We start from the raw sequence: 25,960 nt of genomic DNA, 5'->3' as shown, positions 1-25,960 counted from the left end.
CCCACTCGCGTTGTGCGACCCCCCACCCCGCTTGGCTTGTCGGGCCACGCGCACGGTCGTAAACCAGCCGAGACGTGCCGCCTGCCAGCCGCATCACCGATGTGACGCTCCACGGCGGTATCGTCATCACCGGGTCGAGCAATGTCTTTATCGGTTTTCTGCCCGCGGCGCGGATCTCGGATCACCACATCTGTCCGCAGCACATCGGCGGACCGATCGAGGAGGGTTCGCCGACCGTCCTGATCAACGGCCTGCAGGCGGCGCGGATCGGCGATCGACTCGCCTGCGCCGGGCCCGGCGAGGAGCCCTCGATCGAGGGGACGATCGGCCACGAACACGAGTTCGACCGCGCCCAGGAGAAGCCGCTCAAGAAGTTCGGCGAGCAATAAGAGGACGACGATCGAGCCCTCCAGGCCGAGCTAAAGAAGACCTGGGCCGAGGACAGCGGCGAGCTGGACACGTTCTGGGGCGACCACGGCAAGCTCGTCCACGGCGAGTACTCGGTGAGCACCACCGCCGGTGCCGAGATCAACGGGCTCCGCGACTTCAAGGCCAGCCTCGCCGCCGACGTCGACGGCAAATAATCGACCGTCAACGTAGAGGGCGAGTATACCGGCGCTCTCGGCAAAGTCGAGGGCACCGGCGACGTCCTGACCGCCGACGGCAATCTCAACGTCGGCGCCACGATCGACACCAAGAAGGGCGAGGGGAACATCGGCGTCGACGCTGGCGCCGGCGCGGCGGTGTTCAAGGGCGAGGTCGCGGTCGAGTCCAAGGGCCTCAAGATCCCCTTCCTCGGTATCGAGATCGGCGGCCGCCTCGGCGTCGAGGGCACGCTCCTCGGCGTCGAGGCGCGCGCGCACGCCGGCGTCTCCTACACCAAGAAGGACGGGTTTCGCGCTGGCGCTGGCGGAAAGATCAGCGCCTTCCTCGCAGGCCTCGGCATCAACTTCGAGATCTTCATCCGCCCGATCAAGGACACCTCGGCCCCGCCCGACACCCTCGCCACCGGATACCCGACGGTGCTCATCGGTCCGGCCGCGAACACGGCGCCGCTGTTCAGCGACGAGTACCTCGCGCGCTTGGTTGGCAAGCACATCGCCGGCGCCGACTCGCCGGAGCTCAAGGCTGCGATGGACACGCTGTGGAAGCACCGGCACGAGCCCGACAACCCGCTCGTCGCCGACGCCCTGCAGGCCCTCACCGTCGCCGTCGCCCCCGAGTTCGCCATCCTCGTCCGCTCTCAGACGCCGGCCCGCTCCACCGTCTCCTACCTGGCCGGCGACTACATCACCGAGGTCGTGGTCACCGACGAGTGGGTCCTCGTGTCCGCCGTCGACGGCCTCGTCGAGCTCGCTGCACGCGCGCACATCCTCGTCAACGGAGCTAGCGGCGAACTCGTGGTCGCCCGCGTGGCCGGCACCCAACTCGATGCCGCCCGCCGCGCCGTCGTTGACGAGGGCGGCTTCATGACCGCGCGCCACTCCGGCCTCGTCACCCGCCGGCGCGACGCCTGGACCCCCCCCCCAACATCCTCGCATTCACGCAGGCGGCGCTGACCGCCCTGCGGGCGGCGTCACCGTCATGACGCGCGCGCGTGTCACCGTGAACTCGCAGCTAAACAGCATCCGCGCGAGCACTCCGTGAACACCCCGAGCGGCGCGGGACCCTCGTCCAGGTCGATCACCCCAGTCGGCGCGACGTACAGCCAGCTCGCCGGCAGCACCATGTTGAACGCAAAATCTCCACCGAGCTGCGGCGTCACGGCGAAGTAGCGGTAGTCTCCCCGCTCCGCCGACTCCGGTGTCAACCCGCGGAGCGGCAGGTCACGATTTAGATCGACATCAGCGGCACGATCCATCGGCGGTCTCCCGGCACGTCGCAATCTACAGCAACGAGCACCCCCCGCAACCTCAACGCCGGTTGGGGTGCCCAGGCATTAGCGGTGGTGCGGTGGTCGCGTGCGAGCAAAATCGTCCCCTACGACGAGAAAAATGGTTCGGCGTCCGCGATGGTGCCCATGGCGTAACCAACTCTTGGGCTTCATGTAGCTTCGATCTGGCGGGTTCTCCGTAGCAATGGCAGAAGGAGAGCGACCGTCTGGTCGTTGGCTACGTCGGTCAGGACAGGCTGCTGACGAGCGGCCGGACGGACAGCCCGTGCGCGCGCAACAGACGGACCACGCTCGACTTGGCGAGCGCGCCCGGAGCGACGAGCTTCGCCCGCTCGACCGCACGGATGAGCACGCGGACGCTCCGCCGCGGCGCCTCCCGCCGCAGCGCCCAATTGTGCTTCGCGACAGCCTCGGGGATCGCCCGGCAGGTGCCCGCATCGGACCGCGGGTGTGGCTCGAGGGCGGTGAGCCCTCCGCGTTTGTATTGGTAATATGGGCTGCTTGCGGTCCCGGGGTCGGGTGAGTCGGCCGGGGGCGTAGAGCGTCGAGATCGATGAGATGCGGCTCGAGTACGGGACGAGTCGCCAACGTCGACTGGATGGATGCCAGTGCACTTGGGATGGTCGCCGGGAGAAGTCACGCCTATCCTCCGTGATCCATGCCACGTCTGGTCGTCTCAACTGCCACCCTTCGGTGCAACGCAGGGTGCTCGCCATCGTCGCTCGTCTGCCTGGGGCTGAGCCAGGTCGAATCGATCTTCCACGCGGCGGGTGGGGTTGCGGATCATGTCCCGGGCGTGAACGTATTTCCGTTCGGCCACTGCAAGAGACTCGAGAAGCCGTGCATACCGCTAACGCCGAACGACTGGGCTCCCGCGGGGCAAGTAGTCTTGTCGGGCGTCTCCGCACTGCGGGAGGACGCGAAGCTCGGGTGCCAGGAGGGTGGCGAAATATCGGTGGTCGATCCGGGGCCGCATCCGGTCAATTTGGAGGCGTTGCGGAGCCGCTTTGAGCAGCAATTGATCGAGCGTACTGGTGAGACGGATCCGAGGTTCCTCGAAGCCTTCCTACAACAGCTCACGCTGGCAGGCGTCACCGCACTGCCCGTCGGTGCTCTGAACGCCGCGCTGGAGAATGTGGAGAAGCTCAGGCGCGGGGGAAGTTTGTCGGCCTCGGCGCTCAAGGATCTGGGGCGGGCGGCGAAGGGCATCAGGTTGATGAAATCTTCCACGAAGGTCCTCGGCTCGGCCGTTGATATCGCCGAGATCATCGAGGCTCTCAGGGAGAGAGACGTCAAGAAGGCCGCGCGGAAGGCCGTGGGGCTCGCGGCCGGCGTCGCGGTGACGCAAGGGTGCGTGACCGGAGCTGCTCCCCTCGCAGCGGGCGGACCTGGAGCAGCGGCGGCGGTTGGCATTGGCTGCACGGTGGCAGGGATCGGCGCTGGTTTCGGGGGCGAGGCGTTGGCCGAGCATCTCCCGTTCATCGGTGACTGAAGGGCACCCTGGCGTCTGACAAGCTCACGAGGCCAGAGCCCGCGCTATTCTATGCGACTCTGTTAGAGTCGAGGTCGTGAGGCGGGTCAGCGGCTCGCCCGGAGCCTTCCGTTGATTCCGGCGTCGATCGCCGAAGCCAAGGAACGGACCGTCAGATCGTGGCCCTCCGCCCGGCCCGCGGGCTGTCGAGACAGCCCGCAGCAGGCCCCGCGGAGGCCCTCCTGCGCGGCTGTGAGATCCCCCTCGCGTGGTACGATTTTGGTACGATTTTCGACCCAAAATCGTACCACGGGCAAAAAGTCCCCGAATTCGGCCGAATTGCCCGCCAATTCGGCCTCCTACCCGCTCTTGGACAATGACCAGAACACCGAGATCGTGATCGGCTCCAACGCCAATTGCAACGTCGGCTGCCCGGCCATCGACCCGATCCACCGCGGCGTCCGTTGTATGTCCGGTGCTGACTGCGGGTCCAACACCTGCGACGCCGGCTACTGCCGCTGCGTGAACAACAACGAATGTACGGCGGGCCACGTCTGCGCCGCTCCGCCCGCGATGACCCCAGGCGTCGGCAACACCTGCCGCGCCGAGCACCCGATCGGCGCCAAGAAGACCGGCGTCCGCATCCTCCGCGACCAGCTCGACCGCTGGTCCTCCTCGCGGCCCATCTGGAACCAACACGCATATAACGTGACGAACGTCAACGACGACGCCACGATCCCGCAGACCGCCAAGTGGAACCAGAACTTCCTCGATCCGACGCTCAACAACTACCGCCAGAACCAGCAGGGCGACATCCCGCCGACCGCCCTCCCGGATATCACCACCGACAAACTCGCGTGCGAACTCATGGGTAACACGGCCGAGCTCTCCGCCGAGGTGTGCAACCGCGGCATCAAGACCGTCGGCGCCGGCCTCAAGATCGCCTTCTACGAGGGCGACCCCATGGACGGCAAGATCCTCTGCGTCGCCACCACCGACGCCGCCCTCGAGTCCGAGCAATGCGTCACCGTCAGCTGCCAACACGACGGCGTCGTCATGGGCAACGTCACCGTCAACGGCAACGACGACGGCATGGGCGGCAAGACGACGCTCGAGTGCATCTATACGAACAACGACGACGACGCCGCGCCGATCATGTGCATGTGAGCGTTGGACGGGACGGTTCAGCGCGCACGCAGATCCTGTCCGACGACGACGCGCACCACCAAGTGCCGCATTAAGGACCGCCCCCTATCCGTACCCGAACCAGCCACTTCGGTGGTCGGTATGGTCGTGGGTGGCCCAGGACACTATCGGCAGCGACTCGGCCTGCCCTGCAAAGCGCCCTCTTGGGCGTCGCCGACTTCGTCAGCGACGGCCTGGGTGCGCCGCTCGGCGGAGAGTACAGTCTCTGGCTCACCGAGGTTACCGTTGGCACAGGGACCGATCAGCCGTGCTACCCCTCGCATGTAAGTGAAGCGCACGAGGAGGCGGCTCAGTACCCATCCGTCGAAATCGCCACTCGCTATTGGAACAGGCGATTAAATGTATCCTTGTCGAGCCGATGGAGACCATCCGCGAACTCGTTAACAAAGTACATATCCGGAGGAAAGCGCTGGGCACGCATACGAATCGTGAAATCGGGCTGCTGAGGATTCAGCGTGAAGAGAACCAGCCCGACACCGAACAACATACACAAGGCCTCAAGGCGATCGCGATCTTCTGTAGCGATCGTCCTCGGCATGACAACGTACGTCTTGGTCGAGAAAAGTCTGTATGCGACCGCCTGGCCAAACGCCACGACCGGTGCCTGGGGCTCTATCTTGATCTCTGCAGAGATGATCTCATGCGGGAACTTAATTCGGTCGGAGGGCTGGGGCTTGTAGATACCGATGACATCAGGCGTACCCCACTTAGACCTAGCCCTGAACCGCCGAGCGCCATCGCATCCGTTGCATCACCAGCGTCATTCTTCAGCCAATCGGCGAAGGGCTCGTAAAATGCCTCCTCTTTGAGGCGATCCGGAGAACGTGCCGTTGTCGCAGCGACGACCGCCGGTTCGCTCGCTGGGCCAGCCTTAAACAACCCGCGAGCGGGCTTGAAGATTTCCGCCGGAAACTGCACGTCGAGGTTCCAAATCGATCCCTGCACTGTGTTTCGAGGCGTTGCTGGATGGCGATCAAGGATCTGCGTCAACAGCTGCCCATAGCGAATGCCCTCTGGGCTGTCCTTGACGATTTGACGCGCGAGATCGCGAATCTCCTGCACGCCCAGCTTCTGTCGGGATTTATCCTGCGCCTCGACGATATGCGGTGCCGTTCGGACAGCGTCAGCCCCGCGGGCTCCTCGACCATTCTTGCGCACATTTCGCAGGGAGAATGTCCCTGGTGAGACCCGCTCGAAGCGCGACTCTTCTCCTCGTTCCTGAATGTCGACCGCCAGCCGCGAGTTGACCGTCGCCTCGGGTGTCTTGCCCTCGCTTGTCCAGAGGCGTCGCTTCAGAGCACGATCCGTGATCTCCCGATAGTGGAGAGGTCCGCCCTCATCCCTCAGCACGGCCTCAGCAGCATCAAGTGCGTCCATCCTGTCCTCCGTCCGTGCGCAGCATACACGGACCGAGATCGATGCGGAAACGCAGCCTACGCACATGCACTGGTTATCGCTTCTCGATTCATGCGCCGTTCGCCTTGTATTTCACGCTCGGCTTGGGACTGCCCCGGTGCTAACCGCGTTGCCCTACGCCACGAGGGCGGGATCCAGGCCGTGAGCCTCCGGCACGGGGGTCTCGACTTAAGCGCGCAGACGCGCAGACGCCTCGATCCAGCCCCACCAATTCAGTATCCGAAGCCGTCGCCCTCGAGCGAAGCTTCGAACATGGCCAGAGTCCGCCAGGCCCGCTCGTCGCGGGTAGATCGGCTGCACCGCACCCTCGACGTGCCGCAGGCCGACCGCCTCGGCAACGTCCGCCAGCTCGTCGCGGCGATCCGCGACGGCATCGACCACGCGGCGACGCTGCTCGAGCTCCTCGACGTCGACCACCGCCACTTCCTGTATTACCGCCAGGCCGCGGTCATCCTCGGCGTCGTCGAGTTCAACGCGCGCGGCGAGCTGTGCGTCACCTCGTTCGGCCAGCGCCTGCTCGCGTCGGCCGAGGGCTCGCCGGACGAGCGCCTGGTGTTCGCCGACGCCATCGCCCAGGCCCGCGCGCTGCGTCCCTTCGCCTCTTTCTTCGCCGGCGAGCCGCTCGACCTCCCCACGCTGACGCGCCGCCTCGAGGTCCTCACCGGCCTCTCGCACTCGACCGCCGAGCGCCGCGCCCACACCCTGATCAAGTGGCGCCGCTACGTGCAGGGCCCCACCCCGGAAAATAGCGGCGGCCTCGAGCTCGCCGACCCCGCCCCGCAGATCGAGACCCTGGTCGCCCGCCACAACGCGCTCGTCAAGCAGCAAACCCTGCAATGGTTGATGGGCGTCGACCCCGGCGACTTCGAGAAGATCGTCGCCGAACTCCTCCGCGCGATGGGCTACCTCGACGTCACCCAGCGCGGCGGACCCTTCGACGGCGGGGTCGACGTCGTCGCCGGCCGCGTCGACGCCTGGGGTCACCGCAGCGAGCTCGCCGTCCAGGCCAAGCGCTACGCCGCCCCGGTCGGCCGCCGCTACGTCGACGAGCTGCTCGGCGCCTTCCGTCGCCAGCGCTACGCCGAGGCCCTGCTCGTCACCACCTCGGAGTTCTCGGCCCCCGCCGTCCAGGCCGCCCAGAGCGAGCCGAACCTCAAACTCGTCGACGGCCCCAGGTTCGTCGACATGCTCGCCGCCCACGGCGTGCTCCTACAGGTCGGCAAATTCGGCGAGCTCAAGCGCCAGAAATAGTAGCCATCTCGCCCCAAGTCAGGCCGGTGCGTCGAGGCCGATCGTCGCGCTGGCGAGGTGCCCGGGCGTGTGAGATCGTGGCCGCGATGAGGACCGTCTGGAGCCTTGAGACGCCGTGGGCGCCATATTCCGTGATGTTCTCGAACGACGGGACGCGCCTCGCGGTCGGCGGGGGCACCTGGTACGGCGAGGGCGGAGTGATGATCGCCGAGCTCGAGACGGGGACGTTTCGCTGCACCGCGGCGAGCGACCTGCTCGCCACCATCCCGAATCAGCGGAACGCGCCATCGATCGCGGGGGTGTACTTCTCGGCCGATGACCGCTACTTGGCGGTCGCTACCCGCGGCTCGGGGCAGAGCTATCGCCCGTCGCATCTGTTCGCCGTCGAGGCGCTGGAGCTCGCGCATCGCAGCGTGATGGTGCACCGCAGCGAGGACACGATCGGGCGGCCATTCGCCACTGGCGTGCAGCTGGCGGGGAGCTCGATGATCACGCGCCACAACGCGGCGTTTCTGGCGGACTGCATCTCCGTGCACGAGACGCCGCCGCGACTGGAATGCCGGGGCGACGACAGCCGCCAGCACCTGACACACAGCCGAATGATCGTGCGGTGCGGGCGGGTTCTGACGGGCGGCGGCGGCTCGCTCGCGCTGGTCGAGTGGCGCGCGGACCTCGGGCGCCGCGAGTCGGGCAAGGTCGCCGTGGGGCTGGTCTCGGCACCGTTCGTCGGCGGGGGAGCAGTCGAGGTCGTGCCGGTGCGAGCATGCGCGCGGGTGACGGCGATCGCGGCGCTGCCCGGGCAGGAGGATTTCTTGACCGGCGGACTCGACGGCGAGCTCGACCGCTGGTCGGGCGGCGATGGGCCAGCGCAGGTGCGATTGGCGGTGCCGGCGGACGAGCTCGAGCGGGCCTCGGCACCGTTCGTGCAGCCACCGACGTCCCCGGATTCATCGCATCCACCGATCACCTGGGCGACCTACAAGCCGCGCAGCGTCATCGCAATCTGCACGCTGTGCGACGGGCAACGGTGGGTGAGCGTCGATGCGGGCGGGCGGCTCCGCCTATGGCGAGGCGACACATTGCTGGCTGCATGGACCCTACCGACGCCAGGCTCGCCGCGGTGCCTCGCAGCGCACCCGACCGAGCCGTGGATCGCCGTGGGGATCAAGCAGGGCGGGTTTGCTCGCCCGACCTCGGCGGTGCTCGTGCTCGAGTGCTGATCGGATCGCCGTCGACTAGATTGGTACTCGCACGGACATGATCGATATGATCGGGCCCTTTGCTGCGCGCTACCGCGCACGAGGCGATCAACGCCGGCCGCGACGCCAGGAGCGGTCAACGCTCCCTCACCGCCAGCGCGGTGGACGCGGTTCCTCGGCCGCGGCGAGCCGCAGCAGGCGCAGTGCGGCGGACGATGATCGCCCGCCAGACACTACGGAATCAGCGCCTCGACCGTCCACTCGCTGCCGATCGTCGCCGACCAGGTGGTCACGCCCGACGGGCTGTCGGGGCGATGCAGGTAGTCGCCCTTCCACGAGCGCAGCAGCACCTTCGAGCCGCGCAGCTCGAGGGTCCACTCGTTGCCGATGCCCATCGAGAACGTGGTGACCCCTTGCGGCGAATTCGGGCGGTGCAGACAGTCGCCCTTCGACGAGCGGAGCCAGATCGTCGCGCCGTTGCGGGTCAGACGCCACGTGTCACCGGTCGGCGACGACGTGACCCCGGCGCCCGCGTCGAGACGGCGCAGATAGTCGCCCTTCCACGACTTGAGCCGGATCGCCTCGAACTTCACGAGCTGATCGAGGTCGGTGATCAACACCGGCTCGAAGGCGTCGGGGGCCTTCATCGCGGACGAGGCCAGCGAGATCGTCCAGCGCTGATTGGCGCCGACACCCGGCGACATCTGCACAACCGGCGCGCTGCTCTCTGGGGAGGCCTGCCCGACCTCGAGCGGCAGGCCGCTGTGTTTGGCAGTGATCGAGTAGGAGCCGTCGCCCAGCGGCGTCAGCGAGAAGCGCTGATTGTCGCCCGCATGCGCCGGCCACTGCAGGGCGATCGCCCCGGGCGCGACCTGTGCATAGTAGATATCGACGTTTCTCCCGGTGTGGCGATTGGTCAGCGTGAACCACCCGCCGCCCACGTGGGTGAGGATCCACTTCTGGTGATCGCCGGCGTAGAATCGGCCCTGCGTCACACCGAGGCCATCGTCGAGGCGCCCCCCGGGGACCTCGAGCGCCTTGCCGCTGTGCCTGGCGACCAGGTGGACCAGCCGGCCTGTATGCGCGGTGAAGTCGTGCTCGACGTCGATCACCTGAAACACCGCCGCGCCCCCAGAGTCCGCGTCGGCTGCGAGCAGCGCCGGCAGCTTGATGAAGTCCGGCAGCGGCAGCTTGCCGACCCTGACGTACCCACCGGTAGCGACCGACCGCAGGCGGATCACCTGCGGCTGCATGTTCACATCACCCAGCACCTCGCGGGTGAACAGCTCGCGCGGACCGACCTCGTCGCGCAGGCATGTGAGCGCGATGCCGCCGTCCTGGACGCCGATGAAGCGGCGCCCCTGGGCCCGCAGCGCGACGTGGCCGTCGCACAGCTCCTGCAACTCGAACGCCTCCCACCCGCTCACGAGCTTCGCGTCGGCCAGCACTGGCTCCGCCGGTGGCAGTGTCAGCGCCTCCGGTGGGTTGACCCCGCCGCCGTTGTTCGCCGACACGAACCCTCGATCCGCCCGTAGCACGACCTGACGCCGCCGCGTCGGCCAGTAGATCGCGCCGGTCACCGACGACCACACGATCTCCCCGGGCGACTCCGGCGTGCCGCGCACCAGGGTCACCACGCCCTGATTCGTGATCGCCATGAAACACGGCCCGGGCGCGCCGACGACGTCGCTCTGCCACAACGTCGCGCCGGCCTGTTCCGGGCCCGCGCCCGCGCGCACGGCGATCCGCCCGTCCTGCGTGACGATCGCGTGATAGCCCGCCGCTGCCGCCGGCTGCGGGCTCGCCCACGCCCACGGGAGCTTCTGGTCCTGAATGAGCCCCGGCTGGTAGACCAGCCACGCGGTCGGCGAGCCGAGCGGCCCGCTCGTGCGCTGTCGCATCGCCAGCCGCCCGTTGTCGGCGAGCACCAGCGAGAACATCCCGTTTGCCGAGCGCTTCGACTCGCCGACGCGGAGGAACTGGCCCGGCCGGAGCAGCGGGCCGGCGACCTCTGGCTGATCGCTCGGCCGGTCGAGGAGGAAGGTCGCGTCCTCCTTCGTCGGCGCCTCGGTGCCGAGCAAGCGCTCGGCGCAGAACACCGGCGTCGGCGTGACGATCCCACCGCGCACGCGCGTGGCGACGAGGCAGCGCGGGTTGTCCTTGCCGTCGGACGCGACCGCGAACGACGCGCCCGAGCCGGCGAGCCCACGGACCATGCGGAACGTCGTCCCCCTGAGGTCTAGCTGCTTGTCGTAGGGCACCAACTTCATCGTCCCGTTGGCGTCGGCGCACCAGTACAGCGGCGGCTCGCCGACGGCCTCAAACGACACGCCGGTTGGATCTGTCAACCCGGCCACGAGCTGCACGGTCTTGCGGTCACCGGCGAGGTCGAGCCCGAGCGCCCCCTGGCTGGTGCCGATCACCGTCTGCCCCTTCAGCGTGCGGACCGAGCCGTAGTAGCGCGGCCTGTACGCCGCCATCGCCGCCGCCAGGGCCGTCGCCTGGATCCGCTCGGCGTCGGCCGGGTCGGCCCGTGCGCGCAGGGCCGCGTCGAAGTGAGGCGCCTGCGCCGACAGCCCGTTCGTCAGCTCCTCCCACCCGAGCTCCGCCACCGGACCGACGACCCCGATCGCATCGGTCACGAAGTCGCCGTTCGGCTTCGGCGCCTGGACCTTGACCTTCCACTTCAGCTTGCCGGCCTCGTCGGCCGTCTTCTTCTTGCCGAAGATATCGAGGTCGAGGTCCATCGCGTAGCGCACGCCGAGGAACATCGGCGGCATCGTGGCCTCCATGAGGATGACGCCGCCGACGCTCACCGCGAGCTTCGCCTTCGGGTTCGTCTTCAGGCCGAGACCCAGCTTGACCGCCCGCGCCCCGCTCGCCCGCGAGACCGGCCCGAACACCATCGTCACCTGCGCCGACACGCCGACGGACAGCGACGGGCTCGAGATAATCTCCTGCAGGCTGTCGAAGCGCGAGTCGACGAAGAACCCCCAGCCGCCGCCGCATGCATAGAGACCGATGTTGATGCTCGAGACCGCCTTGAGCTTGATGCCGAACGTGATCACGCAGCCGGCCGTGGCACACAGCGACTCGATGCCACGCGCGACCGGATCGCTCAGCAGGTACGCCGCGACCTCGCGCGCCTTCGGATCGAGCCCGCCGAGCTTCGGCAGGGTCTCGTAGAAGTAACTGGCGAGCTGCTCCCACACCCACTTCGCGCCGACCTCGAGGGCGTTGGACGCGTCCTTGTAGGCCTCGACGGTGAAGCTGGCGACGTCACCGGCGGCCCTCTCCGTCCACTCCGCGACCTCGGCGAACGATGTTTTGGACCAATCGACCGTGTCCCCGGCCGCCGTCACGCTCCACTTCGCCACACCCTCGCCCGCGGTCACGAGCCCGTCGCCGACGGTCTCGGCCGCATCGACGATGCCATCGCCGAGGATCTGGGCCACGCCGATCGCGTCCTTGGCGGCGTCCGCGGCCTTGTCGATGACAGACTTGCCCTTGTCGTAGAGGTCCACAAATGGATCGTCCCAGCTGCTCGGTTCGTACCAACTCATCGCTATCTCCGTCGTTGGCTCGCGACGTAGGCGCCACGAGTGCGGCAAGTAGCGGCCCACCGCGACCGATCGGATCACTGCGACCGACACGTGGATCGCCGACAACACACCGCCGCGCTCGCTCCCGCCGCGAGTCCGTCGGCGTCGAGCGGCCCTGTGATCGTGCGGTTCCAGACTGGCACTCGCCGAATGTGCGGACTATCCGAAGCCCGTGGAAAGCGAAAGGCGGCGCTCCGTACCCACAGCCGCGAATCGCACGACGCAGGCAAGCGAGCCTGGTACAGCTCAGCGTGACAATAGTGGCACTGGAGTCGACAGGGGTCTCCTGCATCCCAATCTTCGAGACCTTCGAAGCCCGTGGCCTGGCGCTCCGGTCGGAGGTGCAGGCCTATCCACCGCCCACCGGCCGCGTGAGGAAGCCGCCATCGGTCCATGCCGGTCCGCCCGGCGGACCCGACGGGCCAGTGTTAGCGTCCGGCCCGACGAGGGAGCCGAAGCCAATGACCCAGACACCCACGCGCTCACAGCCGGGCGCAGCTGATGCTGCGGCCGAAGCCGAGGCCCTCGCGCCGATGGTCGACGCGGTGAGGACCCTGCTGCGCGGCATCGGCGAGGACCCGGGCCGCGAGGGCCTCGAGCGGACGCCCCTGCGCGCGGCCAAGGCGCTGCAGTTCTTGACGCAGGGCTACGAGCAGTCGCTGACCGCCCTGCTCAACGGGGCGATCTTCGACGTCGGCCACGACGAGATGGTGATCGTCCGCGACATCGATATCTTCAGCATGTGCGAGCACCACATGCTCCCCTTCGTCGGCCGCGCACACATCGGCTACCTGCCCGACCGCAAGGTGCTCGGCCTGTCGAAGCTGGCCCGCATCGCCGAGATGTTCGCGCGCCGACTGCAGGTGCAGGAGCGCCTGACCCGCCAGATCGCCGAGGCGATCCAGGACGTGCTGCAGCCGCAAGGCGTCGCCGTGGTGATTGAGGCCAGCCACATGTGCATGATCATGCGCGGCGTACAAAAGCCGCACTCATGGACGGTGACCTCGTCGATGGTCGGGGTGTTCAAGGACAATCTGAACACCCGCCAGGAGTTCCTGAACCTGATCCGCCACAAGGTGACCTTTTGATGCACTCGCATGATGCACCCGGGGCACCGCTCATGATGGAGATCTACCGCGTATACGGCTTCGAGGCGGCCCATCGCCTGCCGAAGGTCCCCCCCGGCCACAAGTGCGCCCGCCTGCACGGCCACTCCTATACCATCGAGGTCCGGATCCGCGGCGAGGTCGGCGAGGACAGCGGGTGGATCCTCGACCTCGGCGATCTCGACCTCGCCTGGGAGCCGATTCATCGCATCCTCGACCACCACTATCTCAATGAGGTGGAGGGCCTGGAGAACCCCACCAGCGAGCTGCTGGCCCGCTGGATCTGGACCCGTCTTCGTCCCACCCTGCCGCTCCTGACCGAGGTCGGCGTCCGCGAGACCTGCACCTCGGGCTGCATCTACCGCGGCGACGACCACGAAAAACCATGACCCGCCGGAGCCAGCCATGCGAGGCGATGTGAAGCTCACCACCATCGAATTGGCCAAGGAGGCCATGAAGTTCTCGGCCGGGCACTTCACCATCTTCTCGGCGACCGAGCGCGAACGCCTGCACGGCCATAACTTCAGCGTCCAGGCCCACTTCACCGGCGAGATCGACGACAACGGCATGATGGGCGACTACAAGCTGTACAAGCGCCTGCTGCTCGCCCAGTGCAAGGCCCTCGACGAGTACCTCCTGCTGCCGGGCCGCTCGCCGCACCTGCGACTCCGCGACCAGGGCGAGCACATCATCGCCGAGTTCGTGGGCGAGCAGCTGCAGTTCCCCCGGCGCGACGTGCTCGTCCTGCCGATCCGCAACGTCACCGTCGAGGAGCTCGCCGGCCTCATCTGCGCCCGCTTGATCGACGAGGCCGAGCTCCCGTGGAAGGCACCGATCCACCAGCTCACGGTCAAGGTCTCGTCGGGACCAGGACAGCTCGGCACCGCAACCTGGCGGAGAAAACCATGAACCCGGACACCGTCATCATCACCGGCGCCAGCGTCGGCATCGGCCAGGCCATCGCCGCCCGCGCCCGCGCCGACGGCCGACGCGTCATCAACCTGTCCCGTCGACCATGCCCGATCGAGGGCGTCGAGAACCTCGCCGTCGACCTCGCCGAGGCCGCCCAGGTCGCCGACGCCGTGGCCGCCCTGCGCGCCCGCCTCGGCGCACCCGGCCGGGTCCACCTGATCCACAACGCCGCCTTCCCGATCGGCGACTCGGTCACCGACTTCGACGCCGCCGCGTGCACCCGGGCGATGCGGATCAATGTGGTCACCCCCGCCGAGCTGACCGCCGGCCTCGCGCCCCTGCTCGCCCCCGGCTCGTCGGTGATCTTCATCGGCTCGACCCTCTCGGAGAAGGGCGTGCCCGGCCGCCTCAGCTACTGCGCCAGCAAACACGCGCTGGTGGGCCTGCTGCGCGCCACCGTGCAGGACCTGTTCGGCGCCGGCATCCACACCGTCTGCGTCTGCCCGGGCTTCGTCGACACCGACCTCCTCGACCCAATCCGCGCCCGCCCCGAGCTCATGCAATCGGTGCTCAGCATGGTCTCGTTCCACCGCCTGCTGCGCCCCGACGAGATCGCCGACATCGTCGCCTTCGCCCTCATCAACCCCTCCCTCAACGGCACCATCATCCACGCCAACCTCGGCCAGCGCGAAGGCTGACCGGCCCGCAAGCACAGCGCGCGCATCCATGAACCCGATGGGCCCCATGAAGGTGCGGGATGATCGGCGATGAAAATATGTTGACACTTCGTGCGAGGGCGGCTAAGTTCCGCCGCTCGTAAGGTCGCCATGTTCACCGCCCCCGTGCAACTCCGTCGAGCCTCACTTCCCGCCGCATCGCGCGTTGCCGGGCTGTGGTCGTGCTCCGAGCAGTCATGGTGCGGGGCGGACTCGTGGCGATCATCGCTCGCGTGACGCCGATCGTCTGATCGGTCGTTGCTGGCATCGTTGCTGGCATCGTTGCTGGCATGTGGAGAGGCAAGCCGAAGGTCGGCGACGGCGCCCGCTTTGAGGCCGGGTGAGGCACGTGTGCCCTTGCGGGTTCGATCCCCGCCCTTTCCGTCGATCTCTGCGTGACCGCGGATACGCTCGATTGCGTCGTGAGTACGAACAATGGAGAGGCCAACCGACGGCTGGCGACGGTACCCGGTTGGAGGCCGGGCGAGGCAGCGATGCCCTTGTGAGTTCGATCCTCACCCTCTCCGCACCCTGAAGACTATCGATGACTCTGGAGGGTCAAGCCGACGGCTGGCGACGGCACCTGGTTCGAGGTCAGGCGAGGCAGCAATGCCCTTGAGGGTTCGATCCCCTCACCCTCCGCTCTTGTTCGCTCTTCGTCTTCGAGGCTGCTTCCTGGTGGGACTGCCGGACTCCAAATCCAGCGGGCAGGGTTCGATCCCCTGGCGGCCTGTATCCCCAGCTCATCAGGGCGCGGCGGCTACCTACGCTCGGCGGCTAGCCCTGCGCAATGTCGTCGCGGAGCCGACGCAACTTCGCTTGCAAGCTCACCGCCGCCGCATGCAGCGATTGTGTGGCGACGTGGTTGACCTCCTCGAGCTTGTGGTCGAGCTCATGCAGCCGCGGTTGCAGGTCCGCCCAGGCCGTGCGCGCGTCCATGCTCGCCAGGTGGATCTTGACCTTGACCTCGTCGCGGAGCTGGGCGAGCTCCGAGAGCGCGTCCGTGAAGCCGTCGGCGACATCCTGCAATTTGTTGTTCATGTGCGCATGGTGGCACGGCGCGGACCGAGCCCCGGTGCAGGATCTGCGCCCACTTCTTCTGGCTGCGGTGAACTCTGCGCGATGTGATCGACGACCACCACGGCGTTGGGCAGCTCGTTGCGGTCGCCGGCGGGGTCGACCGGGAAACTCGGGCCCAGCCTGATGCCCAGCAGCTCGATCGCCGCGACCAGGCCCTCGGTGTAGCGACCGGCGCGGAAGCTCGTCTCGAGACGCCCGCAGACCTCGGTCCAGAAGGCAGCGCCGACCACGGCGTGGATCGCTGCGTCGCCGATCACCGCGAGGCCCCGCCGCGACGGGACCAGGAAGATGAGCACACCGTTATGCGCACGTGTCGAGCCGATGCCGAGCCGCACGAACGCACGTTCAGCGGTGTCGCGGATGCTGCCCCAGAAGAATGGGGCCAGCGCCACCCGGATCTCCGCCGAGGTCCGCGACTCGGCGCGGGCGATCGCCGCCTCGACCGCAGGTGCGTCCACGAGTCGCAGCAGTTGGCGTCGGGTCAGCATGGTCACGCTCCGGAACTCACCAGCGGCCGGTGGCCCCACCACCACCGGAGCGGCCGCCGCCGCCGCGAAAACCACCACCCCCGCCGCCGCCACCACCACCGCCACCACCCATGCCGCCGCGGCCGAGCATCAGCAGGAGCATGAGGGCGCGCCGGGGGTGGGTGATCAGGAGGATGAGGAACAGCCCGCCGAGGATCAGCGCGACGATCGTCTCGAGGCGGCCGAAGCTCGGCGCTCCTGCGTCGTCGTCGCGTCCGTCGGCGGGCAGCGCCCCCGGTCGACCCTCGATGGTATCGACCAGCGACTCGACACCATGGACGACCGCCCCGTCCCAGTCGCCGCGCTTGATGAGGGGGATCATCGTCGTACGAATCACCGCGGACGCGGCGAGATCGGTGACGCTCGCCTCGAGCGCGTAGCCGACCTCGACCCGCAGCGCGTGATCGTCGGTCATCGCAAACACGGCCAGGCCGTCGTCGAGGCCAGCCCGGCCGATCTTCCACGCCTCGAAGGCCCGGACCGCGAAGTCCTCGATCGCCACACCATCACTGCTGCGACCGATCCACACGACGATCTGGTGCCCGCTGCCGGCCTCGTAGCGCGCCAGGCGGCGGGCGAGCGAGCCCCTGACCTCCGGCGACAGCACGCCCGCCTGATCGGTGACCGCAGACTCGGGCATGGGTGGCACGGCAGCCGCCGCGTGCACGGCCCCGGCGACCAGCCAGCCCGCGACCAGCGACGCGCGCGGTGTCCATGCAACGATCGCTGCGACGCCTCGCATGGTCACCCCTCCCGCTAGAATTCGACCTTGGGCGCCTCGGCCGCGCCCGCGGCCGCGGTGAAGTAGGCCTTGGCCTTGAACCTGTCCCCGAGGACACCCGCGAACACGACCGTGGGGAACGACTCACGCCGGGTGTTGAAGTCGCGCGCGGCCTCGTTGAAGCGCCGACGTTCGACCGAGATGCGGTTCTCCGTGCCCTCGAGCTGCGACTGCAGGGCGAGGAAGTTCTCGTTGGCGCGCAGCTGCGGATACGCCTCCGAGACCGCCACCAGGCGCGTGAGCGCCGACGAGAGCTGGTCCTGGGCCGCCTGGTAGCGCTGCAGGACCTGCGGGTCGGCTGCGGCACCGACGCCCGTCACGCTGCCGACCCGCGCCCGCGCCTCGGTGACCGCCTCGAGGGTCTCGCGCTCGTGAGCCGCCGCACCCTTGACTGTCTGGACCAGATTCGGGACCAGGTCAGCGCGGCGCTGGTAGGCGTTCTCGACCTGCGCCCACTGGCTGTCGACCTCCTGGTCGAGGGTGACGAGGGTGTTATAAGTCGAGATGGTACCCCCACCGATGAGGAGCACGAACACCACGACGGCGCCAATGATCAGACCGCGACGTTGCATCCGTCCGCACGATGATGCCGATGTGCGAGCGCGTCCAGTGAAAACTTCAGCGGACCCGCTGCTCCCCTCCGTAAAGCGCGTGCAGAAGCTGCGTATCGCCGCAAGCGATTCAGGTCGCGCGCACTGGAGCCTCGATTTCCCTCACGATTGCCCGCCATCGCGGTGGCATGAATGCTGCTCCAGGAGCGACGCCGCGGGCCGACGCTCGCTGGCCTGAACTCCCAGGGACCACGTCATGCCAGCCACCATCGACATCCAGAAGTTCGTCGCCGACATCGACCTCCACCGCAAGCGCATGCAGGGCACGAACCGGCGCTTCACCGGCCTCGATGCCGGCGCTCTTGCTGCGCGCCTGGCGGTCCGCCGCGCCGGGTTGCCCGTCGCCGCGCCGCTGCCGATGATCACCTGGCAGGGCTGGAGCAGCTCGACCAGCGCCGGCGGTATCATCGACTACACCGTCGGGATCGCCAACCCTTCGGCCAGCGATGAAGTCTGTCTGTTCGCCCACGCGTTCGTCGGCCCGGCCAACTTCATCGCCGACCCTGGAATGGCCGTGCAGGCCGTCGATCCCCGGTTTCCGCGGCTCACCGAGCCGGCGTTCGCGGGGCTGCAGATCGCCGCGGGCGCGACCGCGTCGCTCAACTTCCAGCTGCGGGTGCCCTCGGAAACCGAGCCCAGCAATTACCTCGGTAACACCTTCCTGTTCCGCGCCGACTGGCACGACGTCGGCACATACCTCGATCGCGGCTTCTGGCCCTTCGGCGTCGGCGGCCCGCAATAGCGATCCACGATGGACGAGACGATCCACGCCGCCAGCATCGCCCTGGAACGGATGATCCAGCGGGCGCTCCGCAGCACCCGCTTCACGCAGGACTCGCCGGTGCTGCCGGATGTGTGGATCGCTTACGGCCTGCGCAGCGGGGCGCTGGATCTCCTGCTCACGCCGAATTGGCAGAGCGGCGCCGTCGCCCTCGCGGGGGCGCTGTACGCCCAGCTACGCGGTGGTCCGCGGCGCGCCGATGGCAGCGAGCCTGCCCGCGTCGCGACCATCGCTGTCACCCAGAGCACGGTCGCCGCCAGCCTCACCCTCGCCGAGTTGGTGTGGGCCGCGCTCCCGCTGAGTCGGTGGTGGCACGAATACCTGATCGAGCCAGTAAGCGGGCCGCCCCACGGCGAGCTCGTCGCGCTCTGGCGTGACCCCGCGACCCAGCCCCACCTGCGCGCCGCGCTGCTCAGCGAGCTCGACGCGCTCGGCAAACCAGCGGGCGCACCGAGGCTGCCGATCGCGCTCGACAGCGGCCGCGAGCTCACCGTCCAGGAGCATCGCGCGCGCCACATCACCGGCGACCTGGTGTGGCTCGTCGAGGTCGCCGGCACGCTCGCGCGCCTGGACGCCGCCCGGGCCGACGGGGCCACGCCGCTGACGACCGGCACCGCGGACGCGATGACGGCCGAGCTCAGGGCGATCCGCGGGAGCTCGGAAGAGGTGCTGACCGCCTTCTTCGCGCTGTTCACGGGCATGCCCGTCGCACCCGGGCCGCAGGCGAGCCTGTGGCGGGTGAACCGCAACCGTGAGGGCATGCTGGCGATGTTCTACTCGACCGCCGTGGTCAAGGCCGACGCGGCGCGGAAGGTCTTCGGGGTCCGCGGCGCGGGCGTCCGCTGGGCGGTCGTCGATAGCGGGATCGACGCGACCCACCTGGCATTTCGCCGCCGCGACCCGAATGGCGAGGTGCTGCGCGACTGGACCACCGGCACGCGCGTGCTGGCCACCTACGACTTCTCCCGCGCCCGCGCGCTGCTGAGCGAACATACGATGGAGACGCTCGGCGGCATCGCCGGCGCGTTCCGGGCCAGCGGCGGCGCGGTCCAGGCAGCCGCGGTGCCGCTGTCGACGCTCCACGGCATCGACTGGGATGAATGGGAGGATCGCCTGCGGGTCCCACACACCGCGGACGGCTACCGGCCGCCGACGAACCGCCACGGGACGCACGTCGCGGGGATCCTCGCCGCGGATTGGCGGCCCGAGGACAGCCCCGACGACGACCTCTCGCCCTCGCTGCTCTCGCCGCAGCACGAGCAGCCGCGCACCGGTATTGCCCCGGAGGTCGAGCTCTACGATATCCGCGTCGCCGACGACGACGGCAAGTGCAATGAATTCGCCGTCATCGCCGCCCTGCAGTTCATCCGTGCGATCAACGCGCGACGCGAGCACCTGGAGATCGTCGGGGTCAACCTCAGCCTGTCGCTGCTGCACCACGCGGCCAACTACGCCTGCGGACGCACGCCCGTGTGCGAGGAGTGCGAGCGCGTGGTCGCCAGCGGCGTCGTCACGGTGGCCGCCGCGGGCAACCAGGGGCGAGCGCGCTATCTGACGACCGACGGCGAGCTCGACGAGGGTTATCGTAGCATCAGCATCACCGACCCCGGCAACGCCGCCTCGGTGATCACGGTGGGAGCGACCCACCGACGCGACCCGCACGGCTTCGGGGTGAGCTACTTCTCGAGCCGCGGACCGACCGGCGACGGCCGCCAAAAGCCCGACCTGGTCGCCCCGGGCGAGAAGGTGATCTCGACGGTGCCCGGTAACCGCGAGGAGGCGATGGACGGCACCAGCATGGCCGCGCCGCACGTGAGCGGGGCCGCCGCGCTGCTGCTGTCACGCCACCCGGAGTTCGCCGGCCGTCCGGCGGAGATCAAGCGGATCTTGTGCGCGGCCGCCGTCGACCTCGAGCGCGAGCGCTACTTCCAGGGCGCCGGCCTCCTCGATATCCTGCACGCGCTCGAGTCCATCTGAAAGGCGAGGCGACGACACCATGCTGTTTACACTCGAGGCGCTCGACGCGAGCGAGGGAGATTGCCTGCTGCTGCTATACGGGACCGCCAGGCAGCCGCGCCTCGTGGTGATCGACGGCGGGCCCCGTTCCACCTGCGACGCCGCCCTGTTGCCGCGGCTGCTCGCGCTGCGCTCCGCGTTCCCCGCCGACGCGCCGCTGCCGGTCGAGCTCCTGGTGGTCACCCACGTCGACAGCGACCATATCGCCGGCGTCGTCGCGCTGACCGGCCGCTTGCTCGAGCTCCGCGCCGCCGGGGCCGAGCCCCCGCTGGTGATCAAGGAGCTGTGGCACAACAGCTTCGACGGCGTGCTCGGCGAGCAGCAGGTGCGCCGGGCGATCGACTTCGTCAACCGCCTTTCGGAGGCCGAGACCAGCGCCGACGTGGTCGCCAGCGCCAGCGAGGGCCGCAAGCTCCACGACGACGCCGTCGCCCTCGGCATGGCGATCAACGCGGAGTTCGCCGACCTCGTGGCCCGGGCCGACGACGGCGGGGTCCAGGTCCCCTGCGGCGACGGCCTCACCCTCACCGTGCTCGGCCCGGCGCGCCAGCAGCTCGACGACTTTCGCCGCGAATGGGACGCGACCCTGGGCAAGCAGGCGAGCGCGCACGGGCAGGTCGCGGCGACCCCCGACACCAGCCGGCCGAACCTCGCCAGCATCGTGCTGCTCGCCGAGTGCCGCGGTCGCAGCATGCTCCTCGCCGGTGACGCCCGCGGCGACCATATCCTCGCGGGCCTCGAGGCCGCCGGCAAGCTGCCACCCGGCGGGACGATGCACATCGACGTGTTCAAGCTCCCCCACCACGGGAGCTGCCGCAACAACAGCGAGGAGCTGCTGCAACGCGTCACCGCGGACACCTACGTCATCTCGGCCAACGGCAAGCACGCCAATCCGGACCGCGAGACGCTCGAGCGCCTGGCCGTCGCCCGCGGCGTCACTCAATACACGGTCGTGTGTACATTCCCCGAGGCGGCGTACAAGCTGGTGAAGCCCGACGCGGCCGGGGCTGAAGAGCGACGCGAGGCGCTGCTCGGCTTCCACGAGTGGGCCCAACGACAGACGGCGCGCGGCGTCACGATCAGGTATCGCGAGGCGAGCGCGCTCTCGCTGGCGATCGAGCTCGGCGACGAGGAGCTATAATCGCACCGCCCCGTGCGTGGCATGGGCCTTGCTATGAGTCCTCCATGAGCAAAGAACACAAGCAACACCTCGGCACGCTCTCGGTCACCGGCGATGGCAGCGTCACCGCGCGCCCGGACATCGCCAGCGTGCGCCTCGGCGCCAGCTCGCAGGCCAAGACCGCCGGCGAGGCGACCGCACACAACGCCGAGGTCGCGACCCAGATCATCGCCGCGATCAGGGCCGTCGGCATCGACGACGCCGCGATCCACACCGCCGCGCTCTCGCTCGAGCCGGTCTACGAGTGGGACGAGCCGGGCAAGAAGAACGTCCTCGTCGGATACCGCGCGAGCAACAGCGTCGTCGTGCGGGCGCCGATCGACAAGGCGGCCGAGGTCTTCGACGCCGGCGTCAGCGCCGGCGCGAACGAGGGCACCGGCGTCTCGTTCGGGCTGCGGGACGACGGCGAGCTGCGGAAGAAGGCGCTGCAGCTGGCCACCAGCGACGCGCTGGAGCGCATCCAACTGGTGGCCCAGGTGCTCAAGGTCGACCTGATCGGGCCGCTCGAGGTCCAGATCTTCGACAGCGAAGCGCCGCAGGCGACCGAGCTCGTCCGCAAGGTGGCGAGCGCGAGCACACCGATCATGCCCGGCGAGCTCGAGGTACACGAGCGCGTCCGGATCGTGTTCCAGACCAGGACGTAGGGAGAGATCATGGCCTCACACCCGCGAATGAGTCGACACCTGCACCCGCTCGCGCTCGTCCTGCTGGTGGCATGCGCCTCCACGCGGGCGAAGGCCTGCCACGACGGCGACGATACCACCACGCAAACCACCACCGCCGCCACCGCCGCCACCACGAGTCCCTCGACCGGCGCAGCGACGGCCGGGGAGATCGACGACACCGACGTGGTGGCGGTCGATCGCGCCCTCCAGGCTCTTCTCGGCGGCATCTATCGCGAGGCCAGACGCAGCAGCTGGAAGCGCGAGAGCGGGCCGGGCAGCATCGTTTTCACGCTCGAGTACAGCCTCGGCCAGGCGCACAGCAAGGCCTCGGTGGCGGCGCTGTCGGCCGGCATGACCAGCCACGGCTTCACCGTCGACCGGGTCCTCGACGACGACGCCGTGACCACGGTGTTCGCCGCCCGTGATGGCTTCCCGGTGAGCGTCACCGTCGACGTCGGCGCCAGCACCCTCGTCGCCACGGTCGAGCGCGCGGGCCCCTGACGCTTGCGGCCGCGGCGAGCACGACCTCGTGCTCGCCAGCGTCGCGCCCCTCAGACCTGCGCGTGCGGCACCGGGAAGTGCTTGCGGGCATACGCGACCAGCTGCGCGTCGCTCGGGTGGTCCGAGGCTTCGACGCCCACCACGGTGCGGGCCAGCCCCTCGTGGTGGTGCTGCTGGAGGTGATGGACGAACTGGTCCTTGGCGACGCCCGGCCCGAGCACGAGCAGTCGCTTCATGCCAGCGAGGTGCTGGGCGACCTCATGAAAGAAGTGCTCCTCGAACTGGCCCTGTCGCGGGGTATGGGAGTGGATGTGCTTCTCGGGCTCGTCTCGGTGAAATACCTGACCCCGGACTTCTTCGCCCGAGACCTCGAAGACCTTGGCGGTCTTGCTGTCGATCCAGATGATGGCAGAACGCATGCCGGGACCATAAACCCGAAACGCCGCGGCGCACCGGCGCCCGCCCTCCGGTCGACGAGAGCCTGAGCACGCCCGCGACGACTGCGAGGCGCACGAGCTGCGTTGCGGTGCAAGATATTCATCGGCCGCTGGCCGCGAATCACCGGTCAAGCGCCGCATCGGCGACGGCTCGCAGCGGGAGCCACACGCCGAACTCCGTGCCGCGCCCGTACTCGCTGGTCACCGCGATCCGGCCCCCGAGGAGCTCGACCAGTCGACGCGCGATGGAGAGGCCGAGCCCCGAGCCCTTCTCGCGCCGCTCGAGCGAGCTATCGACCTGGACGAAGGGCTCAAAGATCTGCGCCAGCTGCTCCGGCGTCATGCCGATCCCCGTGTCGCGGACCCACAGATGGACCGAGCCGACCGAGCCGACCGGGCCGACCACCGCAGCGCCGAGCGTGATCTCCCCGCGCTCGGTGAACTTGCAGGCATTGCTCACCAGGTTGAGCAGCACCTGTCGCAGTCGGCGGGCGTCGCTCGCCACCGGCGGCAGCGGGCCCGCGACCGCGAGCTTCAGCTCGGTGTGCTGGGCGCTGGCGAGCGGCCGCATCGTATCAGCGACCTTTGTCAACATATCCTGGAGGTCGATCTCGGTGATATCCAGATCGACCGCGCCGGCCTCGATCCGCGAGATGTCGAGCAGCTCATTGATCAGGGCCAGGAGGTGCTCACCGGCGTCGCTGATCCGCGTCACGTCGGCGACGAGCGAGTCCTGCCCGGTTTCGGCGAGCTCCTCGCGCAGCAGCTCGCCGTGGCCGAGGATACTGTTCAAGGGCGTGCGCAGCTCGTGGCTGACGTGGCGCAGGAACTCCGTCTTGCTGCGATTCGCCGCGTCGGCCACCTGCCTCGCATCCTCGAGCGCGACGTTCAACGCGCGCAGCTCCGCCTCGGCCTGCTTGCGCGCGCCCTCGTAGACCCACGCCAGGTACGCGCTCATGAAGGTCGCCAGCGCACCCACCACAATGAAGGTGCGAGACAGCGTCGCCAGCAGCTCGGGGTCGGGGTTCGGCAGCAGCGACCCGAGCACCAGCGTCGCGCCCGCAAGCGCCGCCGCGCTCAGCAGACCGACCACCGGCCCGAGGAAGAACGCAGCCAGCAGCGGGACGATGGGATAGACCAGCAACGCCGGCGCCGGGAACACCCCGAGCAAGATGATATAGGTCGGCAACGTCACCAGCAGGAACGCGGTGATAAGCCCGGCCGGGATGCGATAGGAGCCGGTCTTGTATTGCAAGTACGGCAGCAGCCCCAGCGCCAGCACCGTCATGAAGGTGATCACGAGGTTCAGGTCGGGCGGCGCGGTCACCATTCGCACCACGTTGATGACCAGCGCGCACACCGTCAGGCCGAGCGAACCCACCACCAGAGTCCTGGCGCGGAGCCTGGTCTCGTGGTTCGCCAGCAGCGTCGCCGGGATCATCCGCTCGATCAGGCCTGGAGGGTCGTACGCCACGGACGAACCACAGTCGCAGATGAACGCTCGCGGCGGCAACCCCTCGGAGGGACACGGCGCCCCTCGTCATGCGCGCACTCGACGCACAGGACAGCTGTCCGATCACCGACAGCGCCGCAAGCCCGATCGCTCGCAAGGAGCTTGACAGAGGCCTCTGTCGGCTGTACTAAACCGATCGGTTACGAAACCAACTGGTTCACAAAGCAGATGCAGCCCGCTCGCCTCAACACCACCTTCGCGGCCCTCGCGGACCCCACGCGACGGGCGATCCTCGCCCGGCTCGCGCTGGGCGAGGCCTCGGTCTCGGAGCTGGCGGAGCCGTTTGCGATGAGCCTGCCGGCGATCTCGAAGCACCTCCGGGTGCTGCAGCGCGCCGGCCTGATCGCCCGCGGGCGCGACGCGCAGCGGCGGCCGTGCCGGCTGGTCGCGGCGCCGCTCCAGGATGTCAGCGAGTGGACCGAACATTACCGACACCTCTGGGAGCAGAGATTCGATCGTCTGGACGACTATTTGCGCGACCTTCAAGGGAAGAAGTGACATGAACGCAAAGATCCAAAACAACTCTGACGCACTCGACGAATTTGTGATCTCGCGTGAGTTCGCCGCACCGCGCGCGCTCGTGTTCAAGGTGTGGACGGAGGCCGAGCACCTGGCCCGCTGGTGGGGCCCCAAGGGCTTCACCCTGGGCGTGGCCCGCCTCGACCTGCGCCCCGGCGGCGTGTTTCACTACTCGATGCGCTCCCCGCAGGGCCACGAGATGTGGGGCAAGTTCGTCTACGACGAGATCTCGCCGCCCTCGCGGATCGTCTTTGTCAGCTCCTTCTCCGACGCAGCTGGCAACCTGACCCGCCACCCCGGCAGCGCGACCTGGCCGCTCGAGGTCAGGAGCACCCTGACGTTCAGCGAGCATCAGGGCATCACCACCATCACCCTGCGAGGCGAGCCCATCAACGCCAGCGCGGACGAACGCAGGACCTTCCGCGACGGGCACCGGTCGATGCAGGGCGGCTTCGGCGGCACCTTCACCCAGCTCAGCGAGTACCTGGCGACCCTCCGCGGATAGCCCCGGCCTCGCCGGGCACCAGGGCAGCGACGTGATGGCGATGCTTCCATGTCGTGGTCGCGCGCAGCGAC

At 68.5% G+C, this 25,960-nt stretch carries 28 protein-coding genes and 4 tRNA genes; 21 read left to right on the top strand and 11 right to left on the bottom strand.

Annotated elements, in window-relative coordinates; all coding sequences use genetic code 11:
* Window positions 1-74 precede the first annotated feature (74 nt).
* Both IPJ59_RS18530 and IPJ59_RS18525 read left to right on the top strand, forming a co-directional pair.
* Entirely contained in the window at window positions 75-389 is a 315-nt protein-coding gene (locus tag IPJ59_RS18530; protein ID WP_293272710.1) for a PAAR domain-containing protein, read from the top strand.
* Between the two features lie 354 nt (window positions 390-743).
* Window positions 744-1,559, top strand: a complete 816-nt coding sequence (locus tag IPJ59_RS18525) for a hypothetical protein (protein ID WP_293272709.1) — start codon at window positions 744-746, stop codon at window positions 1,557-1,559.
* A gap of 41 nt (window positions 1,560-1,600) precedes the next feature.
* On the opposite strand, the gene IPJ59_RS18520 is transcribed toward IPJ59_RS18525, so the two are convergent.
* Window positions 1,601-1,861 carry a hypothetical protein gene (locus tag IPJ59_RS18520; protein WP_293272708.1) on the bottom strand — a complete coding sequence of 87 codons (261 nt, stop codon included), beginning with the start codon at window positions 1,859-1,861 and terminating at the stop codon, window positions 1,601-1,603.
* A 259-nt stretch (window positions 1,862-2,120) separates the two neighbouring features.
* Window positions 2,121-2,246 carry a hypothetical protein gene (locus IPJ59_RS18515; RefSeq protein ID WP_293272707.1) on the bottom strand — a complete coding sequence of 42 codons (126 nt, stop codon included), beginning with the start codon at window positions 2,244-2,246 and terminating at the stop codon, window positions 2,121-2,123.
* Window positions 2,247-2,552: 306 nt separating this feature from the next.
* Between IPJ59_RS18515 and IPJ59_RS18510 the strand changes: the two genes are divergently transcribed.
* Window positions 2,553-3,386: a DUF4280 domain-containing protein gene (locus IPJ59_RS18510; protein WP_293272706.1), complete on the top strand. Its 834-nt coding sequence runs from the start codon at window positions 2,553-2,555 to the stop codon at window positions 3,384-3,386.
* 348 nt (window positions 3,387-3,734) lie between these two features.
* On the top strand, window positions 3,735-4,532 hold the full coding sequence (locus IPJ59_RS18505) for a hypothetical protein (RefSeq protein ID WP_293272705.1): 798 nt from the start codon (window positions 3,735-3,737) through the stop codon (window positions 4,530-4,532).
* 358 nt (window positions 4,533-4,890) lie between these two features.
* Here IPJ59_RS18505 and IPJ59_RS18500 read toward each other — a convergent pair whose 3' ends face one another.
* Both IPJ59_RS18500 and IPJ59_RS18495 read right to left on the bottom strand, forming a co-directional pair.
* Window positions 4,891-5,109: a hypothetical protein gene (locus IPJ59_RS18500; RefSeq protein ID WP_293272704.1), complete on the bottom strand. Its 219-nt coding sequence runs from the start codon at window positions 5,107-5,109 to the stop codon at window positions 4,891-4,893.
* A 74-nt stretch (window positions 5,110-5,183) separates the two neighbouring features.
* Window positions 5,184-5,948 carry a winged helix-turn-helix domain-containing protein gene (locus tag IPJ59_RS18495; protein WP_293272703.1) on the bottom strand — a complete coding sequence of 255 codons (765 nt, stop codon included), beginning with the start codon at window positions 5,946-5,948 and terminating at the stop codon, window positions 5,184-5,186.
* Between the two features lie 291 nt (window positions 5,949-6,239).
* Between IPJ59_RS18495 and IPJ59_RS18490 the strand changes: the two genes are divergently transcribed.
* Both IPJ59_RS18490 and IPJ59_RS18485 read left to right on the top strand, forming a co-directional pair.
* A complete protein-coding gene (locus IPJ59_RS18490; protein WP_293272702.1) occupies window positions 6,240-7,238 on the top strand; it encodes a restriction endonuclease in 999 nt (332 codons plus the stop codon).
* Between the two features lie 86 nt (window positions 7,239-7,324).
* Window positions 7,325-8,458 carry a hypothetical protein gene (locus IPJ59_RS18485; RefSeq protein ID WP_293272701.1) on the top strand — a complete coding sequence of 378 codons (1,134 nt, stop codon included), beginning with the start codon at window positions 7,325-7,327 and terminating at the stop codon, window positions 8,456-8,458.
* A 212-nt stretch (window positions 8,459-8,670) separates the two neighbouring features.
* Here IPJ59_RS18485 and IPJ59_RS18480 read toward each other — a convergent pair whose 3' ends face one another.
* Window positions 8,671-12,000, bottom strand: coding sequence for an RICIN domain-containing protein (locus IPJ59_RS18480; RefSeq protein ID WP_293272700.1), 3,330 nt, complete (start codon window positions 11,998-12,000; stop codon window positions 8,671-8,673).
* 500 nt (window positions 12,001-12,500) lie between these two features.
* Between IPJ59_RS18480 and folE the strand changes: the two genes are divergently transcribed.
* The 8 genes from folE to IPJ59_RS18440 all read left to right on the top strand — a co-directional run bounded on the left by folE (window position 12,501) and on the right by IPJ59_RS18440 (window position 15,506).
* Window positions 12,501-13,127 carry a GTP cyclohydrolase I FolE gene (folE, locus tag IPJ59_RS18475; RefSeq protein ID WP_366524631.1) on the top strand — a complete coding sequence of 209 codons (627 nt, stop codon included), beginning with the start codon at window positions 12,501-12,503 and terminating at the stop codon, window positions 13,125-13,127.
* 35 nt (window positions 13,128-13,162) lie between these two features.
* Window positions 13,163-13,534, top strand: coding sequence for a 6-carboxytetrahydropterin synthase QueD (queD, locus tag IPJ59_RS18470; RefSeq protein ID WP_366524639.1), 372 nt, complete (start codon window positions 13,163-13,165; stop codon window positions 13,532-13,534).
* Window positions 13,535-13,550: 16 nt separating this feature from the next.
* Window positions 13,551-14,054, top strand: coding sequence for a 6-pyruvoyl trahydropterin synthase family protein (locus tag IPJ59_RS18465; RefSeq protein ID WP_293272698.1), 504 nt, complete (start codon window positions 13,551-13,553; stop codon window positions 14,052-14,054).
* The gene (locus IPJ59_RS18460; protein WP_293253086.1) at window positions 14,051-14,755 is read left to right on the top strand and encodes an SDR family NAD(P)-dependent oxidoreductase; all 705 of its coding nucleotides are present in this window, start codon (window positions 14,051-14,053) and stop codon (window positions 14,753-14,755) included. Before IPJ59_RS18465 ends, IPJ59_RS18460 begins: the two co-directional genes overlap by 4 nt.
* Window positions 14,756-15,067: 312 nt before the next feature.
* A tRNA-Gln gene (locus IPJ59_RS18455) sits at window positions 15,068-15,157 on the top strand.
* 53 nt (window positions 15,158-15,210) lie between these two features.
* A tRNA-Ser gene (locus tag IPJ59_RS18450) sits at window positions 15,211-15,300 on the top strand.
* Between the two features lie 25 nt (window positions 15,301-15,325).
* Window positions 15,326-15,415 (top strand) — tRNA-Ser (locus IPJ59_RS18445).
* Between the two features lie 23 nt (window positions 15,416-15,438).
* Window positions 15,439-15,506, top strand: a tRNA-OTHER gene (locus IPJ59_RS18440).
* A gap of 44 nt (window positions 15,507-15,550) precedes the next feature.
* On the opposite strand, the gene IPJ59_RS18435 is transcribed toward IPJ59_RS18440, so the two are convergent.
* The 4 genes from IPJ59_RS18435 to IPJ59_RS18420 all read right to left on the bottom strand — a co-directional run bounded on the left by IPJ59_RS18435 (window position 15,551) and on the right by IPJ59_RS18420 (window position 17,733).
* On the bottom strand, window positions 15,551-15,814 hold the full coding sequence (locus IPJ59_RS18435) for a hypothetical protein (protein ID WP_293253084.1): 264 nt from the start codon (window positions 15,812-15,814) through the stop codon (window positions 15,551-15,553).
* Entirely contained in the window at window positions 15,811-16,341 is a 531-nt protein-coding gene (locus IPJ59_RS18430) for a TPM domain-containing protein (RefSeq protein WP_293272697.1), read from the bottom strand. Before IPJ59_RS18430 ends, IPJ59_RS18435 begins: the two co-directional genes overlap by 4 nt.
* 16 nt (window positions 16,342-16,357) lie before the next feature.
* Window positions 16,358-17,020, bottom strand: coding sequence for a TPM domain-containing protein (locus IPJ59_RS18425; RefSeq protein WP_293253080.1), 663 nt, complete (start codon window positions 17,018-17,020; stop codon window positions 16,358-16,360).
* A 116-nt stretch (window positions 17,021-17,136) separates the two neighbouring features.
* Window positions 17,137-17,733 carry a LemA family protein gene (locus tag IPJ59_RS18420; protein WP_293253078.1) on the bottom strand — a complete coding sequence of 199 codons (597 nt, stop codon included), beginning with the start codon at window positions 17,731-17,733 and terminating at the stop codon, window positions 17,137-17,139.
* A gap of 235 nt (window positions 17,734-17,968) precedes the next feature.
* Between IPJ59_RS18420 and IPJ59_RS18415 the strand changes: the two genes are divergently transcribed.
* The 5 genes from IPJ59_RS18415 to IPJ59_RS18395 are packed head-to-tail and all read left to right on the top strand — an operon-like array spanning window position 17,969 to window position 22,915.
* On the top strand, window positions 17,969-18,514 hold the full coding sequence (locus IPJ59_RS18415; RefSeq protein ID WP_293272696.1) for a hypothetical protein: 546 nt from the start codon (window positions 17,969-17,971) through the stop codon (window positions 18,512-18,514).
* 9 nt (window positions 18,515-18,523) lie between these two features.
* Window positions 18,524-20,530, top strand: a complete 2,007-nt coding sequence (locus IPJ59_RS18410) for a S8 family peptidase (RefSeq protein ID WP_293272695.1) — start codon at window positions 18,524-18,526, stop codon at window positions 20,528-20,530.
* A 19-nt stretch (window positions 20,531-20,549) separates the two neighbouring features.
* Window positions 20,550-21,710, top strand: a complete 1,161-nt coding sequence (locus IPJ59_RS18405) for a ComEC/Rec2 family competence protein (RefSeq protein WP_293272694.1) — start codon at window positions 20,550-20,552, stop codon at window positions 21,708-21,710.
* Window positions 21,711-21,754: 44 nt separating this feature from the next.
* A complete protein-coding gene (locus tag IPJ59_RS18400; RefSeq protein WP_293272693.1) occupies window positions 21,755-22,393 on the top strand; it encodes an SIMPL domain-containing protein in 639 nt (212 codons plus the stop codon).
* A 27-nt stretch (window positions 22,394-22,420) separates the two neighbouring features.
* Entirely contained in the window at window positions 22,421-22,915 is a 495-nt protein-coding gene (locus tag IPJ59_RS18395) for a hypothetical protein (RefSeq protein WP_293272692.1), read from the top strand.
* Window positions 22,916-22,965: 50 nt separating this feature from the next.
* Here the strand turns inward: IPJ59_RS18395 and IPJ59_RS18390 are convergent, their stop codons facing one another.
* A complete protein-coding gene (locus tag IPJ59_RS18390; protein ID WP_293253060.1) occupies window positions 22,966-23,334 on the bottom strand; it encodes a hypothetical protein in 369 nt (122 codons plus the stop codon).
* A gap of 139 nt (window positions 23,335-23,473) precedes the next feature.
* Window positions 23,474-24,826, bottom strand: coding sequence for a sensor histidine kinase (locus IPJ59_RS18385; protein ID WP_293253057.1), 1,353 nt, complete (start codon window positions 24,824-24,826; stop codon window positions 23,474-23,476).
* A 207-nt stretch (window positions 24,827-25,033) separates the two neighbouring features.
* Here IPJ59_RS18385 and IPJ59_RS18380 point away from each other — a divergent pair, with 207 nt between their 5' ends.
* Together IPJ59_RS18380 and IPJ59_RS18375 are read left to right on the top strand one after the other, a co-directional pair.
* Complete coding sequence (locus tag IPJ59_RS18380; RefSeq protein WP_293253054.1) at window positions 25,034-25,363, top strand: ArsR/SmtB family transcription factor; 330 nt, start codon at window positions 25,034-25,036, stop codon at window positions 25,361-25,363.
* Window position 25,364: 1 nt separating this feature from the next.
* Window positions 25,365-25,889 carry an SRPBCC family protein gene (locus tag IPJ59_RS18375; RefSeq protein WP_293272691.1) on the top strand — a complete coding sequence of 175 codons (525 nt, stop codon included), beginning with the start codon at window positions 25,365-25,367 and terminating at the stop codon, window positions 25,887-25,889.
* The last annotated feature ends 71 nt before the right edge of the window (window positions 25,890-25,960 follow it).

It is taken from the genome of Nannocystis sp. (genome assembly GCF_016714285.1).
GTDB lineage: Bacteria > Myxococcota_A > Polyangia > Nannocystales > Nannocystaceae > Nannocystis.
This window is presented reverse-complemented; position numbering and strand designations above follow the sequence as displayed.

Excerpts from the sequence above, each read along its gene's own strand:
- IPJ59_RS18400 (WP_293272693.1), top strand. The coding sequence starts at position 21,755 with ATGAGCAAAGAACACAAGCAACACCTCGGCACGCTCTCGGTCACCGGC.
- IPJ59_RS18395 (WP_293272692.1), top strand. The coding sequence starts at position 22,421 with ATGAGTCGACACCTGCACCCGCTCGCGCTCGTCCTGCTGGTGGCATGC.
- IPJ59_RS18380 (WP_293253054.1), top strand. The coding sequence starts at position 25,034 with ATGCAGCCCGCTCGCCTCAACACCACCTTCGCGGCCCTCGCGGACCCC.
- IPJ59_RS18390 (WP_293253060.1), bottom strand. The coding sequence starts at position 23,334 with ATGCGTTCTGCCATCATCTGGATCGACAGCAAGACCGCCAAGGTCTTC.
- folE (WP_366524631.1), top strand. The coding sequence starts at position 12,501 with ATGACCCAGACACCCACGCGCTCACAGCCGGGCGCAGCTGATGCTGCG.
- IPJ59_RS18465 (WP_293272698.1), top strand. The coding sequence starts at position 13,551 with ATGCGAGGCGATGTGAAGCTCACCACCATCGAATTGGCCAAGGAGGCC.
- IPJ59_RS18510 (WP_293272706.1), top strand. The coding sequence starts at position 2,553 with ATGCCACGTCTGGTCGTCTCAACTGCCACCCTTCGGTGCAACGCAGGG.
- IPJ59_RS18425 (WP_293253080.1), bottom strand. The coding sequence starts at position 17,020 with ATGCCCGAGTCTGCGGTCACCGATCAGGCGGGCGTGCTGTCGCCGGAG.
- IPJ59_RS18485 (WP_293272701.1), top strand. The coding sequence starts at position 7,325 with ATGAGGACCGTCTGGAGCCTTGAGACGCCGTGGGCGCCATATTCCGTG.
- IPJ59_RS18410 (WP_293272695.1), top strand. The coding sequence starts at position 18,524 with ATGGACGAGACGATCCACGCCGCCAGCATCGCCCTGGAACGGATGATC.
- IPJ59_RS18415 (WP_293272696.1), top strand. The coding sequence starts at position 17,969 with ATGCCAGCCACCATCGACATCCAGAAGTTCGTCGCCGACATCGACCTC.
- IPJ59_RS18375 (WP_293272691.1), top strand. The coding sequence starts at position 25,365 with ATGAACGCAAAGATCCAAAACAACTCTGACGCACTCGACGAATTTGTG.
- IPJ59_RS18460 (WP_293253086.1), top strand. The coding sequence starts at position 14,051 with ATGAACCCGGACACCGTCATCATCACCGGCGCCAGCGTCGGCATCGGC.
- IPJ59_RS18480 (WP_293272700.1), bottom strand. The coding sequence starts at position 12,000 with ATGAGTTGGTACGAACCGAGCAGCTGGGACGATCCATTTGTGGACCTC.
- IPJ59_RS18430 (WP_293272697.1), bottom strand. The coding sequence starts at position 16,341 with ATGCTGACCCGACGCCAACTGCTGCGACTCGTGGACGCACCTGCGGTC.
- IPJ59_RS18405 (WP_293272694.1), top strand. The coding sequence starts at position 20,550 with ATGCTGTTTACACTCGAGGCGCTCGACGCGAGCGAGGGAGATTGCCTG.
- IPJ59_RS18500 (WP_293272704.1), bottom strand. The coding sequence starts at position 5,109 with ATGCCGAGGACGATCGCTACAGAAGATCGCGATCGCCTTGAGGCCTTG.
- IPJ59_RS18420 (WP_293253078.1), bottom strand. The coding sequence starts at position 17,733 with ATGCAACGTCGCGGTCTGATCATTGGCGCCGTCGTGGTGTTCGTGCTC.
- IPJ59_RS18490 (WP_293272702.1), top strand. The coding sequence starts at position 6,240 with ATGGCCAGAGTCCGCCAGGCCCGCTCGTCGCGGGTAGATCGGCTGCAC.
- IPJ59_RS18520 (WP_293272708.1), bottom strand. The coding sequence starts at position 1,861 with ATGGATCGTGCCGCTGATGTCGATCTAAATCGTGACCTGCCGCTCCGC.
- queD (WP_366524639.1), top strand. The coding sequence starts at position 13,163 with ATGGAGATCTACCGCGTATACGGCTTCGAGGCGGCCCATCGCCTGCCG.
- IPJ59_RS18435 (WP_293253084.1), bottom strand. The coding sequence starts at position 15,814 with ATGAACAACAAATTGCAGGATGTCGCCGACGGCTTCACGGACGCGCTC.
- IPJ59_RS18495 (WP_293272703.1), bottom strand. The coding sequence starts at position 5,948 with ATGGACGCACTTGATGCTGCTGAGGCCGTGCTGAGGGATGAGGGCGGA.